Source organism: Curtobacterium sp. 1310, from assembly GCF_017834105.1.
Classification (GTDB): domain Bacteria; phylum Actinomycetota; class Actinomycetes; order Actinomycetales; family Microbacteriaceae; genus Curtobacterium.
On record NZ_JAFICY010000002.1, the window covers coordinates 555,843 to 573,809 of the forward strand.

General features: G+C 67.8%; 15 protein-coding genes. 4 read left to right on the forward strand and 11 right to left on the reverse strand.

Annotated elements, in window-relative coordinates; genetic code table 11:
• Positions 1 to 34 precede the first annotated feature (34 nt).
• On the reverse strand, positions 35 to 418 hold the full coding sequence (locus JOD95_RS06700; protein ID WP_209684049.1) for a YchJ family metal-binding protein: 384 nt from the start codon (positions 416 to 418) through the stop codon (positions 35 to 37).
• A 54-nt stretch (positions 419 to 472) separates the two neighbouring features.
• Between JOD95_RS06700 and JOD95_RS06705 the strand changes: the two genes are divergently transcribed.
• Together JOD95_RS06705 and JOD95_RS06710 are read left to right on the forward strand one after the other, a co-directional pair.
• Positions 473 to 1,141 (forward strand): hypothetical protein, encoded by a 669-nt coding sequence (locus JOD95_RS06705; protein ID WP_209684051.1) that lies wholly within the window; start codon positions 473 to 475, stop codon positions 1,139 to 1,141.
• A gap of 48 nt (positions 1,142 to 1,189) precedes the next feature.
• Complete coding sequence (locus JOD95_RS06710) at positions 1,190 to 1,921, forward strand: SOS response-associated peptidase (protein ID WP_209684053.1); 732 nt, start codon at positions 1,190 to 1,192, stop codon at positions 1,919 to 1,921.
• A gap of 152 nt (positions 1,922 to 2,073) precedes the next feature.
• Here JOD95_RS06710 and JOD95_RS06715 read toward each other — a convergent pair whose 3' ends face one another.
• The 3 genes from JOD95_RS06715 to JOD95_RS06725 form a co-directional block, all read right to left on the reverse strand.
• Complete coding sequence (locus tag JOD95_RS06715; protein WP_209684055.1) at positions 2,074 to 7,476, reverse strand: Ig-like domain-containing protein; 5,403 nt, start codon at positions 7,474 to 7,476, stop codon at positions 2,074 to 2,076.
• Between the two features lie 346 nt (positions 7,477 to 7,822).
• On the reverse strand, positions 7,823 to 8,152 hold the full coding sequence (locus JOD95_RS06720; protein ID WP_209684057.1) for a hypothetical protein: 330 nt from the start codon (positions 8,150 to 8,152) through the stop codon (positions 7,823 to 7,825).
• 113 nt (positions 8,153 to 8,265) lie between these two features.
• Positions 8,266 to 8,592, reverse strand: a complete 327-nt coding sequence (locus JOD95_RS06725) for a hypothetical protein (RefSeq protein ID WP_209684059.1) — start codon at positions 8,590 to 8,592, stop codon at positions 8,266 to 8,268.
• A gap of 271 nt (positions 8,593 to 8,863) precedes the next feature.
• Between JOD95_RS06725 and JOD95_RS06730 the strand changes: the two genes are divergently transcribed.
• On the forward strand, positions 8,864 to 9,754 hold the full coding sequence (locus JOD95_RS06730; protein WP_209684061.1) for a VanZ family protein: 891 nt from the start codon (positions 8,864 to 8,866) through the stop codon (positions 9,752 to 9,754).
• A gap of 52 nt (positions 9,755 to 9,806) precedes the next feature.
• Positions 9,807 to 9,935, forward strand: coding sequence for a hypothetical protein (locus JOD95_RS16645; RefSeq protein WP_268746769.1), 129 nt, complete (start codon positions 9,807 to 9,809; stop codon positions 9,933 to 9,935).
• Positions 9,936 to 10,070: 135 nt separating this feature from the next.
• Here JOD95_RS16645 and JOD95_RS06735 read toward each other — a convergent pair whose 3' ends face one another.
• From JOD95_RS06735 to JOD95_RS06765, 7 genes are all read right to left on the reverse strand, one after another.
• Positions 10,071 to 10,628: a hypothetical protein gene (locus JOD95_RS06735; protein ID WP_209684062.1), complete on the reverse strand. Its 558-nt coding sequence runs from the start codon at positions 10,626 to 10,628 to the stop codon at positions 10,071 to 10,073.
• A 439-nt stretch (positions 10,629 to 11,067) separates the two neighbouring features.
• A complete protein-coding gene (locus tag JOD95_RS06740) occupies positions 11,068 to 12,888 on the reverse strand; it encodes a DUF4012 domain-containing protein (RefSeq protein ID WP_209684063.1) in 1,821 nt (606 codons plus the stop codon).
• Between the two features lie 188 nt (positions 12,889 to 13,076).
• Positions 13,077 to 14,276 carry an acyltransferase gene (locus tag JOD95_RS06745; RefSeq protein WP_307810398.1) on the reverse strand — a complete coding sequence of 400 codons (1,200 nt, stop codon included), beginning with the start codon at positions 14,274 to 14,276 and terminating at the stop codon, positions 13,077 to 13,079.
• A gap of 148 nt (positions 14,277 to 14,424) precedes the next feature.
• The gene (locus JOD95_RS17060; protein WP_374191725.1) at positions 14,425 to 14,862 is read right to left on the reverse strand and encodes a DapH/DapD/GlmU-related protein; all 438 of its coding nucleotides are present in this window, start codon (positions 14,860 to 14,862) and stop codon (positions 14,425 to 14,427) included.
• Positions 14,863 to 14,927: 65 nt separating this feature from the next.
• Positions 14,928 to 15,836 (reverse strand): glycosyltransferase, encoded by a 909-nt coding sequence (locus tag JOD95_RS06755; protein ID WP_209684066.1) that lies wholly within the window; start codon positions 15,834 to 15,836, stop codon positions 14,928 to 14,930.
• Positions 15,833 to 16,906, reverse strand: coding sequence for a glycosyltransferase (locus JOD95_RS06760; RefSeq protein WP_209684067.1), 1,074 nt, complete (start codon positions 16,904 to 16,906; stop codon positions 15,833 to 15,835). Before JOD95_RS06760 ends, JOD95_RS06755 begins: the two co-directional genes overlap by 4 nt.
• Positions 16,903 to 17,229 carry a hypothetical protein gene (locus JOD95_RS06765; protein ID WP_209684068.1) on the reverse strand — a complete coding sequence of 109 codons (327 nt, stop codon included), beginning with the start codon at positions 17,227 to 17,229 and terminating at the stop codon, positions 16,903 to 16,905. The genes JOD95_RS06760 and JOD95_RS06765 overlap by 4 nt, the downstream gene beginning before the upstream one ends.
• Between the last annotated feature and the right edge of the window lie 738 nt (positions 17,230 to 17,967).

The window sequence follows — 17,967 nt, forward strand, 5'->3', positions numbered from 1 at the left end:
TCAGGCGACCACGCCGTCGACGGTGAACCACGGTTCAGGCGACCACACCGTCGACGTAGAACCACCGCCCCTGCTCCCGCACGAACTCGCTCGTCTCCTCGAGCGTCCCGCGGTCGTCGTCGGTGCGCCACCACGCGCGGAAGGCGACCTGCCCGGCGGAGTCGAACGGGCCTCCCGACCGGGTCGACACGATGTCCAGGCGCGTCCAGCACTGCGACGGGTCGAGCGTCAGCTCGTCCGGCCGGGTGCGCGGGTGCCAGGTGAGCAGCAGGTACTCCGGCAGCCCGAGGGCGAACGCGGTGAACCGGGAGCGCATGAGCCGCTCGGCGGTCGGTGCGGCGGCACCGGCGTGCAGGGGCCCGCAGCACTCGCCGTAGGGGTTGCCGCTCAGGCAGGGGCAGCGCTGTTCGTCGTCCACCCGGGCACGCTAGCAGCGGCCGGTCCTCGCAGCCTCGCGGCGTAGAAGGGGTCCGTGTACCGGCTCGGTTGGCAGGTCTTGCGCGGGCGTCTCTGGGAGGTCGTCGACCCGGCGCGGGCCCGTCGTGCCCTGTGGTCCGCGGGAGCCGTCGCCGCGGTCGCCCTCGTCGTGTTCGTCGCGACGGAGTGGGCGTGGGCCTGGGTGGGCCCCGGTGTCCTCCGCCCGGTCGTCGCGATCACCTTCGCGACGCTCGGAGTCCTCGCGGTGGCGTACTCCTGCTTCCCGACGGCTCGCGACATCGGTCCCGAGCTCCGGATCAACGGGCGACAGGTGCGACCCGACTGGCAGCTGTCCGTCCGGTGGTCGGTGCAGCCCTACATCGGCCGGCGAGCGCAGCCGATCGCGCCCGAGGACCGCGAGGCCGTCCTGATCGACGTGCCGCTGTTGCAGCGTGGACTCGTGCGACGGCTCTCGCGGCTCGGGCCGCTCCTGGTGGGGGCGGCCTCCGGCGGGATCACGGCGCTCGTCTCCGGACAGGTCGAGGTCTTCGTGATCCTGTGGCCCTTCGTGTACCTCCTCACACTCCCGGACATGGTGGCGCGGCTCGGACTCGCCGAACGTGCCCGCCTCGCGGCGCTCGAGGCGGCACCAACCACGCCGGGGCACCGTCCGCTCCGGCGCCGGCACCCCCACGGGTCGAAGGTCCGCCTGCCCGGCGAGTGACGGCTGCGCGCCCGCACCACTGTCGGCCGCGGCGGGCACACTGGGCGCATGTGTGGAAGGTTCGTCGTCTCCGACACCACGGCTGATCTGCTGCCCGAGCTCGTGGGTGAGCTCGCGGCGCGCACCGAGCACGTCGACGAGGACACCGGCGAGGTGCACGCCGGCCTCGCCCCGAGCTGGAACGTCGCGCCGACCGACCCCGTGTACGCCGTCCGGCAGCGCCACGGGCAGCGCGAGCTCCCGCAGATCAGCTGGGGCTTCGTTCCGAGCTGGGCGAAGGACTTCCGGAAGCAGCGGCCGAAGCCGATCAACGCCCGCATCGAGACGGTCGCGACGAGCGGCATGTTCAAGCGCGCGTTCGCCACGAACCGGTGCATCGTCCCCGCGCTCGGGTACTACGAGTGGGTCGTGCGCGAGGACGGCAAGGAGCCCCACTTCGTGCACGAGCCCGACGGCGCACTGGCGATGGCGGGCATCGTGAGCGCCTGGCCGGACCCGACGAAGCCCGAGGACGACCCGGACAAGTGGCGGCTGTCGCTCGCGATCATCACCCGCGACGCGCACGTCGCGCCCGGCGAGGTCCACGACCGGATGCCGGCGTTCCTCACCCCGGACGGCTACGACGACTGGCTCGACGGCGACCTCGGCTCCGACGACCTGCTCGCACTGCTCGACCACGAGTCGCTCGCGGTCGCGGCCGGGCTCGAGCAGTACGAGGTCTCCCGCGCGGTGAACAGCGTGCGGAACGACGGCCCGCAGCTCATCGCACCCATCAGGTGAGCGCTGCGCGCCACGGGCCCGTCCACTGACCCCCGAGGGCACGGCGACCCGACGTCGGGTCGCGACCACGGACGACGGACGGGAGGCCCGGATCACGTGCGCCTGTCGGCTGACGTGGTCCGGGCCTCCCGTCCGGTGGTGGGGTGCGGTCGTCAGGACCCGCTGCGGCGGCGCGTCCCCGTCACGACGGCGGCGCCGTCACCTCGGCGGCGGACCACGAGGAACGCCCCGGCCAGGACCATCGCGACCGCGGCCAGGCCGAGTCCGACGAGTCCCGTGGTGCCGGTGAAGGCGAGCTTCGCGACGTGCGCGACCGCTGCGATCCCGGTCGGGTAGGACACCTCGATGGTCGCGCGGACCAGCTGTGCGGCGCTGTCCAGCACCGTGTAGTCGATCGAGGTGCGCGCTGCCCAGCCGTGCTCGGGGGTGAACACGACCTGCCCACGGTCGACCTGCCAGGTGCCCATGCCCTGCACGACGACCCGGTCGGTCGGTGCGCCGGTGGCCGGGTCGACCAGGTGCAGCGTCGTCGCCACGAAGTGCGCTCCGCCGCTGGCGTGGTCGTTGTCCGTCGGACGGAGGCTGGCCGGGTGGCCCACGGCACCGACAGCCGAGTCGTCCGTGGCGGTGGCGGCCGCGACGACCGTCATGACCGCGGTGGCCGTCGTCGTCTGCCCGGAGGCGTCGGTCACCGTGTAGGTGAACCGGTCCGTGCCGGTGAAGCCGTCCGCGGCCTCGTACAGGTACGAGCCGTCGCGCTGCACCGAGACGGTGCCGTGCGCGGGCTTCCGGTCGAGGGCGGCGGTCAGGCCGGTCCCCCGGTCGTTGCCGAGCAGGCCGTGCCGGGCGTCACGGGCGACCGGGGTGCCCGCGACGGTCCGTGCACTGTCGTCGACGGCGTCGATCCCGACGGTGATCCACACGGTGGCGTCCGCGGCCTGGCCCTCCAGGTCGTGGTCGCGGTACGTGACCGAGTCCACACCCGAGAAGCCCTGGTCCGGCGTGTAGACGAAGGTCCCTGCGCCGGCGATGCGGACCGTTCCGTGCCGCGCCGTCCCCGCGGACACGACCCGCAGGGCCGAGCCGTGGTCGTTGCCGAGCACGCCCGGGTCGACCGCCGTCACCGGGGTGCCGGCGGCGGTGCTGGTGCGGTCGTCGGTCGCGACCGGCGTGACGGTGATCGTCACGAGGCCGGTCGACGTCGAGCCCTCGGCGTCCACCGCGGTGTACGTGAAGGTGTCGGTGCCCGAGAAGCCGGCAGCCGGCGTGTACACGTACGAGCCGTCCTTGTGGAGCTCGACCGTGCCGTGCTCCGGCTGCCGGTCGATCTTCGCCCAGAGCCCCGCGCCGGAGTCGTCGGTCAGGACGCCCGAGGCCGCGGACACCCGCAGCGTGCCGTTCGTGGTGGTGGTGCCGTGGTCGGCCGTCGCGACGTTGCCGACCAGGACCGTGACCGTGGCGGTCGCGGTCTGCCCGGAGGCGTCGGTCACGGTGTACGTGAACGTGTCCGTGCCGGACCAGCCCGTCGTCGGCGTGTAGACGAGCGAGCCGTCGGCCGCGGTGGTCACCGTGCCGTGGCGCGGAGCGGAGTGGTCCGTGACCGTCAGCCCGGTGCCGTGGTCGTTCCCGGTCAGCACGGTCCCGCCGAGCGCGAGCGGGGTGCCGGAGGTGGTCTGCAGCACGTCGTCGGTCGCGGTGGGTGCGACGGTGACGCGCACCGTGGCGGTCGCGGTCGAGCCGGTGCCGTCGGTCACCGTGTAGGTGACGGCGTCGGTGCCCGAGAACCCGTCGGCGGGCGTGTAGGTCACGCCGGTGTCGTGGGCGACCGTGCCGTCGGTGCCGGTCGTGTCGGAGATCCGGACGGTGCCGTTCGCAGCCGTGCCGACGCCGGTCACCCGGAGCGCCGTGCCCTTGTCGTTCTCGGTCACGGCGACGTCGATCGGGGTCCCCGTCGTGGTCGTCGCGGTGTCGTCGACGGCCTTCGGTGCGACGGTGATCGTGACGGTGCCGGTCGTGGTGTTCCCGGAGCCGTCGGTGATCGTCACGTCGAAGGTGTCCTTGCCGGAGTACCCCGGCTCGGGCGTGTACGTGTACGAGCCGTCCTTCTCGACCTCGACGGTGCCGTGGCCCGGGTCCGTGTTGTCGGTGACGGTCAGGCCGGTGCCGGTCGCGCCTTCGAGCACGCCCTCGTCTGCGGGCACCACGAGGGTGCCGTCGGCGGTGGCGTCGGCGTCGGTCGCGGCGACCACGGGCGTGATGGTCACCGTGACGGTGCCCGCGGCCTGCTCGTCGTTCGCGCCGGTGACCCCGTACGGGAAGGTCGCCGTGCCCGAGGCACCCGGAGCCGGGGTGTACGTGACGGTGCCGTCGGCGTTCAGCACGACGGTGCCGGCGCTGGGCTGCCCGACCGACGTGACGGTGAGGCCGGAACCGTGGTCGTTGCCGGTCAGGTCACCCGAGGTCACCGTGACGGGCTGGTCGGCCGCGGTGCGGATCCGGTCGTCCTCGGTGCGGGGCGTGACGGTGATCGTCACGAGACCGGCGCTCTTCTCGTCGGTGTCCGACGCGTCCTTCGTCGTGTAGGTGAAGCGGTCCGAGCCCGACCAGTCCGCGGTCGGCGTGTACGTGTAGGAGCCGTCGGCGGCGAGGTCGACCGTGCCGTGCAGCGGCTGCTCGTCGATCGTCGCGGTCAGCCCGGTGCCGTGGTCGTTCGCCAGGACGCCCTCCGCCACCGGGACGGTCAGCGTGGTGGACGCCGGGACGGTCGCGGAGTCCGCGGTGGCCTGCGGTCCGACCACGACGACGACCCAGGTGGAGTCGGTGCGGCCCGAGGCGTCACGGACGTCGTACCAGAACGAGCCGGTACCCGAGAAGCCGTCGGCCGGGGTGAACACGGCGTTGCCGTCCGCGTCGAGCACGACCGTGCCGTTCGAGGCCTTGCCCACGCCGGTGACGGTGAGCCCGGTACCGGAGTCGTTGCTCGTCATGGCCGTCGCCGCGACGGTGACCGGGGTGCCGGCCGTCGTCGAGGTGGTGTCCGGGCGGGCGGTCGGCGAGACCGCGATCGTCACGGTCGCCGGCTGCGACGTCCGGCCGGAGCCGTCGGACACCGTGTAGGAGAGGGCGTCGGTGCCGGACCAGTCACGGGCCGGGGTGTACTCGACGGCGCCGTCCCCGTTCACGACCGCGGTGCCGTGGGCCGGAGCCGTCGCGATCCTCGGCGTGAGGTCGGTACCGGTGTCGTTCGCCGCCACGTCGATCGCGACGGGACGGTTCGCCGTCGTCGCGGCGCGGTCGTCGGCCGCGACGGGCACGACCACCACGGTGACGGTGCCGCTGACGACCGTGCCGGCGCTGTCGGTGGCCTGGTAGGTGAACGTGTCGGTGCCGGAGAACCCGGTCGCGGGCACGTAGGTGTAGGTGCCGTCGGGTGCCAGCGTCAGCGAGCCGTGCGTCGGCTCGGTGTTCGAGCGGATCGTCAGGCCGGTGCCGCGGTCGTTGCCGAGGACGCCGTCGGCGCGGGTCGTCGCCGTGGCGGTGCCGCCTGCGGGCAGCGTGATCGTGTCGTCGACCGCTGCGGGGCGCACGAGGACGGTCACGGTGACGGTGTCGGACTTCCCGTTGCCGTCGGTGACCGTGTAGTCGAAGGTGTCGTCGCCGGAGTACCCGTCGGCCGGGGTGTACGTGTACGAGCCGTCCTTCCCGACGGTGGCCGTGCCGTGTGCGGGCTGGGTCGAGCCGGTGACGGTCAGGCCGGTGCCCTGGTCGTTGCCGAGCAGGCCCGGGGCACCGACGGTGGTCGGTCCGCCGGCGGTCACGGTGATCGCGTCGGCGCCGGCCGCGGGCAGCACCGTCACGGTGACGGTCGCCGTCGTGGTGGTGCCGTTGCCGTCGGTCGCGGTGTAGGTGAAGGAGTCGGTGCCCGAGAAGCCGGGGGCCGGGGTGTACCGGTAGGCCCCGTCCTCCCCGAGCTCGAGGGTGCCGTGCGTCGGGTCGGTGTGGCTCGTGAGGGTCAGGTCGCTGCCGCCGTCGTTGGCCAGGAGGCCCGTGGTCGCGTCCGCAGTCGCGGTCCCGCCGGCGCGCACCGAGAAGGCGTCGTCGGCGCCGGTCGGCTGGACCGTCACGGTGACGGTGCTCGTCGCGGTCTGCCCGGAGGAGTCCTTCGCCGTGTAGGTGAAGGAGTCGGTGCCGGAGAAGCCCGCGGCCGGCGTGTACGTGTAGGACCCGTCGGCACGGACCGTCGCGGAACCGTGTGCGGGCTGCGTGTTCGAGACGACGCTCAGGCCGGTACCGCTGTCGTTCGCGAGCACACCGTCGGCGGCGCTCTTCGTCACCGCGGTACCGGTGGTCGTGGTCGCGGTGTCGGCGGTGGTCGCCACGTGTGTGGCCTTCACGGTGTTGGCGAAGGTGACGACGATGTCGCTGCCGTCCGCGGTCGTCGCGTGCGGGAACACGAAGGACGCGTTGTTGCCGCTTCCCGATGCAACGGTCCGACCGCTGTTCAGCTCGACCGCCTGCCAGGTCGTGTCGTAGTTCGCGAGGTCCGTCGTCCCCTTGGCGGACTGCGTCGCCGTGTAGGTCGTGTCCGGCAGCGTCAGTACGGCACCGGCCTTCGGCGTCTGCGCGCCGGCACTCGTGCTCGTCGTGTCGGCGGTGTTGCCCGCGGAGATCTGATCGCCGTCGACGCGGAGACCGAACTGGTCGCCGGCGTTCCACCGCTCGTCGACGCTCGACTGCGCGGCGAGCGTGTTCGCGTAGTTGCAGGTCGCGAGGTCCGACGGCTGGAAGTCCCCACCGATGGTGAAGCTGTCGACCTGCTTGCCGGAGCTCGGGTTGATCTTGTACATCGTGGTGCCGATGGACGCGTAGAGGTAGCCGTCGGACGAGAACGCGATGCCCGGGCTGCCCCCGGCGTCGGCCTGGTTGCTCGGCAGCGTCGCGACCAACGAGGTCGACAGCGCCTGTCGACCGGCGGAGGTCGGCACGGTCTCGACGTCGACGCGACGGACCTGGTTGCCGGTCACCACGAACAGCAGGCCGCGGGTGCTGAAGGCCATGTCGCCGTTCATGCCCGTCTGCAGGTTCCCGAGGGAGCCGACCTGGCCGATGCGGGTCTTCGTGTTCGGGTCGTACGCGCCGAGGTAGGCGCTCGCCCCGTTGCCCGCGTAGTAGTACAGGCCCGTCACCGGGTTGACCGCGCCGCGCAGCAACGCACGCGCGCCGGAGGGGTCGGCGTTCTTGACGTCGGGGAGCCGCTGCTCGTTGACCGCGTCGTACGTGGTGATGGTGTTCGCGCTGCCCGCGGGCGTCGTCCCGTTGAACGACGCGTAGGCGGCGACACCGTTCTTCGCGAGTCCGAGGGCGTTGTTGCCCGGGCTCATGCTCGCCTTGACCTCGGAAGCGTGGCTCGTCACGTCGATGGACGCGAGGTCACCCGCACCGTTGATCGCGTACACGGTGTTCTGGTCGCAACGGAGTCCGGACGCAGCCGCAGCCGGGTCGGCCACCACGGCCTGGGTGAGACCGACGGCGCCGAGCAGGGCGACGCCGAGCATGGCGACGGTACGGATACCGGGTCGTGGGCGCGCGTGAGCGCGTGCGGGCACACGGGTGCCCTGGTGCACAGGCAGCATGAGTCACTTTCGGGTCGAGACGATGCCGACGCCGAGCTGTCGTGACGGTCCGTGCAGAGGGACGGTCGCTGGCGTCGTCCCGATCCTGGCAGGACACTGAGTGCACCAGGGGTCAACACCGGTCCCCAGTGTGGGGGACCCTCCTCGAACTGGGGGTGCATGCTGGCCGCCCCGCGACGACGGTCGCGATGGGCGCACGACGACGGGAGGCCCGGGTCACGTCCGCCGTGTGGCGGAGGTGACCCGGGCCTCCCGGTCGGATCGTGGCTCAGTCGAGCGTGCGGCGCACGTCCGGCAGCAGCTGGTGGAGCCGCTCAGCGAGACGGTCCTGCGCCTCGTGCAGCGAGCGGAAGTCGCCGACGTACTGACCGAAGGTGTCGGACACGAAGAAGTGTGCGCCCTGCTGGTCGATCACGCCGCCGTAGTAGCCGCCGTAGTTCGCCGCCCAGAGCCCCGCGTCGGCCTCGGACCAGACGACGTGCGCCCGGGCCGGTGCATCGGGGGACACGACGCCGGCAGCGATGCCGGTGATGACCTCGATGGTCGCCGTGTCCACGGTCACCTCGGCCTGCTGGCTGTTGGCGACGCTCGTGCTCATGGTGGTGCTCCTCGTGCTGCTGTGGTGCTGGACGGTGCTGGTGGTTCGGGCCGTGCTGGTGGTGCGGGTCTGCGTGGTGGTGCTGGCCGCGAGGGCCGGATGGTCGTCGGGCACTACGCGACCGGACGGATCACGGCCGGCAGCATCACGTGGAGCTGGTCCGAGAGCTTCGTCTGGGCTTCTTCGAGCGTGGCGAAGTCGCCGACGACGAGTCCGAAGGTGTCCGAGGCCACGTAGCGGCCGTCGCGCTTGTCGACGCTGCCGCCGAAGTAGCCGCCGTAGTTGGCGACCCACTCGCCGTCGTCCTCCTGCGTCCACGTGGTCTTGGCACGTGCTGCGCGGCCGGAGTGCTCTGCCTCGGCCTCGAGGATCGCGATGACGTCGACCGTGTCGGTGTCGAGGGTGACCTCGCGGGTGTCGGTGGTGACGGTGGTGCTCATGTCGCTCTCCTTCGCGATCCGGGGTACATCAGGTGATGGTGCAACCGTACGAGAACGTCCCCCGGCGACGCCAGCGATGCCCGTCCATTCACGGGTTTCGTGCATACGGATCGGGGTACAGCCCCGGATTTCCGGGGTCGGGGGACGCGGGAACGGGGTACAGGTGCGCGATCGGGGTACTCGTTCCGTGGATGAACCGGTTCCCGCGGGTTCGCGAGGTCCCCTCGCGTCCATCCCGGACGGGAGGCGCGGCCCGCTAGCGTCGTTCCCGATGAGCACCAGGACGAGGACCACGGTCGTGCGCAGCGGGATGGTTGCTGCGGTCGTGCTCGTGGGCGCGGTCCTGCTGGTCCCCGGCCTCGCGGACCGGGTCCGGTCCGCGCTGCTCCACCTCGTGGGCGCGCTGCGCGCGCTCGGGCACGGCACGCTGACGCTCGGCGACGGGTTCGTGGCCGCGATCGCGGTGACCCTGGTGACCGCCCTGCTGCCGGTGCTGCTGGCGGGGGCGAGCCGGGCCTCCCGGCCGGCCGGGGTGGCGGGACGCGCCCTGGTGAGCGCCGTCGTCGTGCTGGCGGCCGCCGTCGCCGTGGCGGCACAGTCCTCCGCCCCGGGCGAGCGGTTCCGGTCCGTCGTGCTCGCAGGCCTCGTCGGGGTCGCGATCGGGGCACTGCTCGACGCAGCCTGGCACGCACGGCACCGCGCCGCGCACGCGTCGGGACGCACGAGGCGGGTGGCGTGGACGCTCGCGGCCGCCTACGCGCTCCTGGTGGTGCTCGTGGCGACGGCGGGCTCCCCCGTCGACCGCGGGGTCCACCCGTGGCTGACGCGCGCGATCGCCGCGGGGCACCGGCTCGGCACCCCGCAGTGGCTCGACTACGGATCGGTCGAGTTCACCGCGAACGTGCTCTTCTTCGTGCCGTTCGGGTTCTTCGTGCTGCTGCTCTTCGGGGCGCGCGCGTGGTGGGTCGGCATGCTCGGAGGGTTCTTGGCGAGCTGCGCGATCGAGACGGTGCAGGCGCTGTTCCTGCCGGCGCGGTTCGCGTCGGTGGACGACGTGCTGTCGAACACCTCCGGAGCGGTGCTCGGGGTCCTGCTGGGGATCGTGGTGCTGGGGCGGGCCCGCGTGAGCGCGGCTGGCGGACAGTCGCGGGCCGCAGTGTGACGATCTGACGACGGACGAACCGCTCGGCCCGTGCGCGGCCTACGGTCAGCGCATGGACCCGAACCCCGATCGGAAGCACCATCGCCCCTACCGCCGGCCGTCGACCTTCCCCTGGTGGCTGTGGATCGTCGCGCCGCTCGTCGTGATCGCCGTCGTGGCGATCGCCCTGGTCGTCACCTGATCCGTCCGACCTGACCCGTCCGACCTGACTCGTCCGATCTGATCCGTCCGACCAGACCCGCCTCGTTCCTCCACCGACGACAGCACGAAGCCCCCGGCACCGAGGTGCCGGGGGCTTCGTTCAGTTCAGCTGTGCTCAGGCGGCGTCGTTCTGACGACGGACCGACTTGCGGGCAACCAGGAGGCCACCACCGAGGACGATGGCGCCGCCGGCAGCCCAGAGGCCGAGCGTCGAGATGGTGCCACCGGTGAAGGCGAGCTGGCCGGGGGTGCCGGAGTTGCCGTTCGAGCCGACCGTGACGGCGGTGTCGCCGGGGGCGACGGTGAACGAGGCGAGGCCGACGACGCCCGAGGTGGCGCCCGTGGCGGTCAGGTTGTAGGTACCCGAAGCACCGGCCGGGAAGGTGACCTTGACGACGAGCGCGCCGGTCGGCGAAGCCGTGTAGGCCTTCGAGACCGTCGTGGTCGGCAGCGCACCGAGGGTCACGGCGCCGGCGCCGGTCACCTGGACGTTGACGGTCTCGCCGTTCTGGAACGCACCGTCGGTGAAGCTGACGAAGGCGGTGCCGCCCGCGACGTAGTTGCCCGAGACGGAGACGCTCGAGTCCGGCGCGTAGCCGGCAGCGTTCGCCGCGGTCGGGATGGCGATGAACGCTGCGCCCGCGAGGACGGCAGCTGCGATGAGCTTCTTCATGAAGTGTTTCCCCTAAGAATCTGATCCTGCAGACCCTGACACCCAGAGCCCGTGGCACTCCCCCCAAACGCAAGCCGTGAAGGAGCAAGCGGTCGCTATGGCGAAGTTCCCTCAATCTAGCGGGAATCCTCAGGTTGTTGCCACCAGATCCGAAACTTTTTCGAGATCGAGCCGGTCTTGGTGCGCAGCAGGGACAGCTCGGGGGCGCCTGCACCACCTGCGAGGGGCGCGGTCGTCGAACCGAAATCCCAGTTCAGAGGCAATTTGTAACAGATTCACAAATGGCCTTCGTTCATTGATCCCCACCCGTGACTGGCTGAGCCGCGTGCTCAGAAAAGTCTCGAACACCCCCACTCTGGGGACAGCTCGGACCGCGCTGCGCGGCTCGACACGCCGTCGCCTCCGGTCCGTGGACGAGGCGCGGACGTATGGTTCGCGCTCAGCCCGCGGGGATCGGGTCCTTGCACTCGAAGCGCAGGGGCTCGACCTTGCCCTGCTTGACGCCCGGCGTCGAGATCGCCTCGACACCGGCGTTCGCGAACTTCGCGTCACCGAGGTATGCGACCCGGAACGTCGTGCTTTCCCCCGGGCCGAGCAGTGTCTGCAGCTGCGCGACCGGGTGCCCACCGTCCGTCGCCGTCTGCACGCCGACCTGCTTGCCGTCCTGCGTCGAGCCGAGGTAAATGGCGTTCTCCGGCGCGTAAACGGCAACGAGCGTCTTGATCTTGCCGGGTTCGGTCCCGAAGTCGCCTCCGCCTGTCACGTAGCGCGGGAGACTGGTCGCGGCATCCGCGGGAGCCGTGTTCTTGAGCGTGACCTGGACCACGGAGGTCGGACGACCGTCCTGCCGGCAGACGGACGATCCGACCGACACGGTCTTGTCGAGGTAGTAGTCCATCTTCGACCCGGTGCCGTCGTTCAGGTAGACGCCGAACTGCCGGGTCTCACGCGATGCGGTGGGGAGTTCGCCTGCCAGCGCTGTGCCGTCGAGACGCTGCTGCTCGTCGTCCGACGCGCTCCACAGACGAAGGCGCCCCTCGTCGGCCCCCTGGGTCAGCGCCCCGATGAACCGCTTCGCGTCGAAGCCACCGCTCGACACCTTGTCGAAGACCGCGCTCGCGGCCGACGCGAAGAAGGCGTCCTGCACCGCGGGGTCCGAGTACTTCGTGTAGACGTCGCTCAGCAACAGCTGGACGGCGTTGTCGGCAGTGAGCGTGTCACCCGTCGCCAGCTGGACCGGCCCCGTCGCGCGGAGCACATAGCTCAACGTGACTGGGTCCATTGCGAAGACGCCGTCCACCTCCTGCCCGAACTTCCGCTTCCACATCTCTCGGGCAAGCTGCGCGGTCACCTCGAATCGCGGGGTCAGACTGACGTCCTGCATGTACTGGCCCGTTATGTCCCCATACAGACCTCGAGTGTCTGGGTCGAGCGGCAAGACAGAACTTTCCTGCTTCTCGAAGTCGGCGCTCGACGCAAGCCCTGTGAGGCTGACAAACCCGTCTCGTGCCTCCAAGAGAGCGACGGCTCCAGGGATCCCGCCCCCGGCACGCAATTCCGCGTTGTTTTGGAACAGGAGTAGGTAATTGCGCCCGCCGTCGTTACCGAGCATCGCCGGAGCGAGCTGTACAACCCGGTTCGCTGTATCGACCTGCACGGAAGCCGACTGCACCGCATTTCGCAGCTGGTCGGTGGCTGAGGTCACCGGGGACAAAGTTCCGCTCGTGTCGATGGACTGCGCGTCGCGATCGGCTACAGCCAGGGTTTGCGCCGCCTGAGCGACCGCTGGCTGTGCCTTCACGAGTGGAGCCAAATCGACCTTGCCGTCCTTCGGAGCGAAGGAGTCGACGCCTAGTCCGCCAACCACCCCTGCGACCGGGCGCACGGCGCCCTCCGCGACATCGTCCACGATCACGGCGATCTCCCGAACGGCCCGTAGGTTCGTCCCAAAGAAGGGAACGAACTGCGCCGCGCCCCACACCGGATCGCTAGTAAGTGAGCGCGCAGCCGACGCCTCGTCTTCCAGGCGCGTCGCAGTCTGCTGCGCTGCGCTCGTGTTCGCGTCCGCCAGCTGCGACCTCAATGTGCCAACATCTGCAACGGCGCGTTCGAGGTGCCCCTTCGCGAGCACACCTCGCACCCCCACCCAAGCGACGGCGAGGATGAGGAACAGAACGACGGCAAGGACGGACCACAGGGCGACGCGGGTTCTCGGCCCACCAGTCACAGCGGCACGACGCGACTCGGGCTGGTCGGACATGAGTGCTACTTTACCTTCTCAATACGCGGAAGAGAGTACGGCCCTGACGCCCTGACGTTTCGCCGCCCTCTCGGCCGCAGATAAGCCCCAACAGGGCGTTCCAGGGCCTTCACCGCGAGCGAGAGCCGTAGCGGTCGCCGCTTGCTCAACCTCGGGCGGCAGGAACCTTGCTGGCGCCCACGACGCGCTCACGACTTGAAGCTCACCGGCGTAAAGCGAGCACTGCACGAGCGAGCGAGCCGGTGGCCAGGCCGCTCAATCAACCAAAAAAAGCCGCCCGCTGCAACAAGACTCAAGACGAGGGAGATGGGCAGCACGAACCAGCCGGCCCCGGCACCTACGACGTACCCCACCGCCACCACGATTGGCTCATGGACGAGGTAGAGGCTGAATGAAATCTTTCCAAGCCACTGCAAACTTCGCCGTTCGAATAGACGACTACTCGGACCATTGAACGCGACAAGAAGCACGGTCCCGATGGCACCGAAGACGGCGAGCACCTTGCAAATACGCAAAAGCAGAATTTGCTCGGGCCATATGGCGAGGGCGAGCCAATATGCAGACAGGGCAAGCAGACTAGCCGCGCTCAACGCAACCCAACCGGGAGCGCGGAGGCGCGCTGACCATGCGCGAACCCGATCGAGTTCGAGAGCAAGGAGGACTCCGAATCCGAAGATCGGCATGTAGAAGAGGGGCGGGCTCTCCAGCAGTGCCCCGACCGCTGCGAAACCTACGAGCAGCAGAACCTTAGTCAAAACGAGGCGACGTACTACCACAGCACATGCGAAGAACAATGGTAGGAGCATGGAGAAAAGTAGTTCCCACTGCAACGACCACAAAGGGCTGATCAGTCCAGACGCCCCGGTCAATAGAGTGACGTCCTTTAGGGCGGTTGCTTGAGTGGGCTGACCCGCCCGGTCAATAAGCCACTCGCTGAGGCCGGGCGCGGGCTGCCGATTCACTAGATACATCGAGGCGTAGCCCAGGATCACGATTCCAAGGGTAGGCAAATACAATCGAACAACGCGGCCGGGGTAATACGCCAGCCAGGAGAACCCGCTGCGCATCACGGGGAGTACAAGCACCAACCCGCTGAGGACGAAAAATATGTAGACAGCCTCGGATCCTCCCCAGAAGAGGTGCAACGGTGTGTGCACTAGAGACCAAGCGAGAACATCCTCACCTGGCACTGGGCCGTGGCCAAAATAGGGTGCTGCAAGGACCGGGACCGCAAGCAAGGCGTGATGTATGACTACGACAAGCGCCGCAAGGCCGCGAAGTCCATCGAGGGAGCGGATCCGACTGCGCGAACCGATCGCACCACCGGCGGCGGAGGATGACACATCGAGTTGACCTGACACTATCTCAGCGTAGCCCAGGAGCAGCACCGGTAAGGCCGGTCCCTTCGGTCGGACGGGTGCTCGCGACGGGTGAACCGGGGTTAATGCACAGTCAAAGCCCCGGGAGCCGAAGTTTGGCGCGCGTTCTCCGGCAACGGGCCCAGCCGATTAGGGATTTGAACAGGTGTCTCGACGACTAAAGATCGCGCTTCCGCACCGCTGGCACCCCAGCGTAGAGTCCGTTCGCCTCTAGATCATTGATAACGACCGCCCCTGCCGCGATTACACACCCGGGGCCAATTGTGACGCCGCCGAGGACCGTCACGCGTGCTCCAACCCATGTGCCGTCGCCGATAACGATTGGACGCTCGATAGGGTCCCCCGCTCTTCGCCTCGCACTCCCCGGAGCGTGGTCGACGCTCGCCAACACCACTGAAGGCCCAATTAGCACGTCATCGCCGATGGTCACCGGTCCGTTGTCCACGAAGCAGTCGTGGTTGATAAACACATTGTCACCAACGCGCAGTTTCTTTGAACGGATGACGGAGCCAGGCCGCAAACGAACTGAACCCAAAGAGTGTCCAGCCGCCCGGCCGAGGAGCAGTCGAAGGCGCGAACCGCAAAGCGGGCTCATTGCCACTGCGTTGAAGAAGTAGGACCCGATCTTCCATCGTACGTCGTGCAGAATCGTACGCGTAGTCACAGTGCAACCGCCTTCGATTGCTTCGTCTCGCGCTTCCCGCCACGCCCAGACATGCCGTCAAAAAGGCCATTCAACATAGCCGATGCGCGAGTAGGATCAGTTGCATAGCACTTGACGGTGGAAGCGACTGCAAAAGCCAACTCCCCCAAACGCCACAAGCGGCTTCCACGGCCAGCGCGCATCATCAGAATAGTATTTCTCTTCAAATAGTAGTCGCGATCAGTACTCGAGTGGAAGAACCCGCTCCGACCCTTGCTATTGACCGTGAAGTCGCCAAGCTCATGTTCCACTCTCGACGAGGAGAGCACCAGTAGTCGGTAGCCCATTTCAACAGCGCGCATTCCCCACTCACGATCAACGTGATCGATGAAGAAATCTTCGCGGAATGCCCCTACCTCCCAAAAACGCTCGGTCAGCACAACCATTCCCGAGGTCGGCAGAAACGGCGCTTCCATCGGGCGGTCGATTGGAACAGGAACCTCCATAAGCGTGGTCCGCAGTAACCCTTGACGGAAGAGGAGAGGGCGACCGGAGGAACTGTCCACCAACAGCGGAGCGACAGCACACACGCTCGCGTCTGCCCTCATCTTGCCGGACGCCTCGAGCAGTAGATCACGCAGCACGCCGGTGCGAATTGTACTATCCTGGTCAAGAAACATGACGATGTGTCGTCCTGACTCAGCGGCTTGGCGAACGCCTTCATTGTGAGCCCAACCGACACCTCGATTAACGCCATCCTGCACAATGACGTCTGCTCCGACACTGTCCAGATCAGCCCCTGGCGATGAATTGTCGATGAGGATGACTAAAGCTTCAGCGGCGCGGATTGTATCGACAGTGCGTTTCAAGTCCCGCAAGCTCGGATTGTGCGTTACGACCACGACTGCGCGCCGATCGATAGTCATTCTCGGACCTCCGTCAACCGCTGCAACGTGATTACCAGTTCGTTCATCTCAGTATCAATCACCTGACGCAGGGACCGGGTACGCTCCGACAACTCGCCGAACGGCAACACCCGCTGTGTTGCATCGCGCATGGAGCTAAGAGCCTCAGTGAGCCGGGCCGGTTGATTCGGCTCAACTTGCACCAGGAGCTCGCCCATGAGGTTTGCAATCTCGTCGAGAGCGGGCGACTCGCGAGTGATTACGATTCTTCCGCAAAGTAATCCCTGCCAGACCTTGTTGGCTACTACTTCCTCTGCCTTTCGAGAAGACCCAAATACGCCGAGTATAACGTCGTTACTCGCGATGATGTCCCGCAGTTCATTCTCCTTGCAAGGCGGCTGGAGGTGCAGTTCTAGCTCCGGCTGAACCTGAGCTAGCTGCGCGCTCAGGTCGGCACGCTGACGGTCACTCCCGCCGACAAAAGTGACCACGAATTCCTTCGGTGTGGATAGAGCGCCGAGAGCTTCCACAACCAGCGGGAGTCCGTGAAGTGGTATGTAATTGCCGTAGTACAGGATCCGAAGACGGGGAGACTTCGATGCGGGTTGAGGAGACGCCCAAGCAGGCGCACCGACAGCAACCGGCAGGACCTCGTCGACATGAAATTTCGTTTGGATGGTTTGTGCTCGGGGCGCCGTGTCCGTGAAGCGAAGGTCAGCGATCCGGAGCGCAAGCCAATCGAGCCCCCAGAGAAGGCGACCCTTCACAGAACACGCACGAACTGAAGCGTGGTCCTCGACCCTCGTCTCGTACAAACCGACAAAGAAGTCGACGGCCAGTTTGGCCCCCCGCAGCCGCGCGATGAGCCAAGCGACGAGAGCAAATTGCTGAGTGAATTCCGACAGGATCACCAGATCAAGTTTTTTCCGTTCGCTCAAACCCCGACGAAGAAGCGATAGCGCCTTGCGAATCGTTGAACCCCGCCCTACCGTTTCGATCTGCACGATATGTCCAGCATCGGTCAGTGCCTGACGCACCTTGGTGTTCCTGGGGTATTGCTCGTCGTGCACGGCGAAATAGAGGACCTTCACGTCATCGCACCCGTCTTTGTCGGAACGTGATCGAGCTCAGCTGTACCGCTAACTACCGCGTAACGGTCCTGCAGGGGCTCCGCCAGCAGTAACAGCCCCAGCCAGAAAAACATGCCAATTTCTTCCTGAAACACTGGCGCGGACGACTGCGCGAGAACCAGGATGATCACGATGATGGCGAAGGCGCCCTGAGGCTCGAGCTGGGCGCGTCGCACGCTCGATCTGAGAGCCAAAATGAGTCCGGCGACCGCCAGGCCAAGCATCACGGCGCCACCAATGAGGCCGAGATCCAGGAAGCTCGCGAGGTATCCGTTATCGATCACGGTACTTTCGCTAGTACTGCCGCCCGGCCCTAGGCCGACACTGAAGACGGCTCGCCCTAGGGCCTCCCTCAACAACGAAAGGCGGGTCACGAACGATATGTCGGAGCCGAGGCCGTTGAGAGCGTAACGTCCCGCCAAACCGGGCGCGATGGCACCTAGAAGAGCGGGCAGAGCAAGATACGCCGCCGCAGTCAATGCGAGTACGAACGCTGCCACTCCGCTACGCCTGAAGAGGCCCACCAGGAGCGCGGCCAAGAGGAGTGCGAAGACACTCGTTCGAACCGAAGTGAGAAGAAGTGGCCCCGCAACGTAGGCGATCGCGACGAGTCGCGGCCAAGCGGCCCCTCTACGCGGTACGAACAACCAACAGCAGATGCAGACTGAAAGAATGAGGGCAAAGCTCAGGGGCGAGCTCGTAGGCCCGAAGAGCCGAAACTCGCCCGCAGTCGCATTGCCGAAACTTGAGATAACCTCTCGCCTGCTCTCCAACCACGCCAAGTCCCAGCGGAACGGAGCCACGTACTGCACATACCCGTAAGTGGCCGCTACCAGCCCTATCATCCGACCCTGCTTCGTGAGGTTCAGACAGACCGACTTCAGTTGCAATGGCCTTACCGAAAGCACCCCAAGCAAAGGGACCACGAGGGTCGCGGTACCCAATATGAGTGATCCTGCAGCCCCTCCGCTCGCCAGGCCATACACGAAGGTTCCACTAGCGACGACTGCAAGGAGGATGTA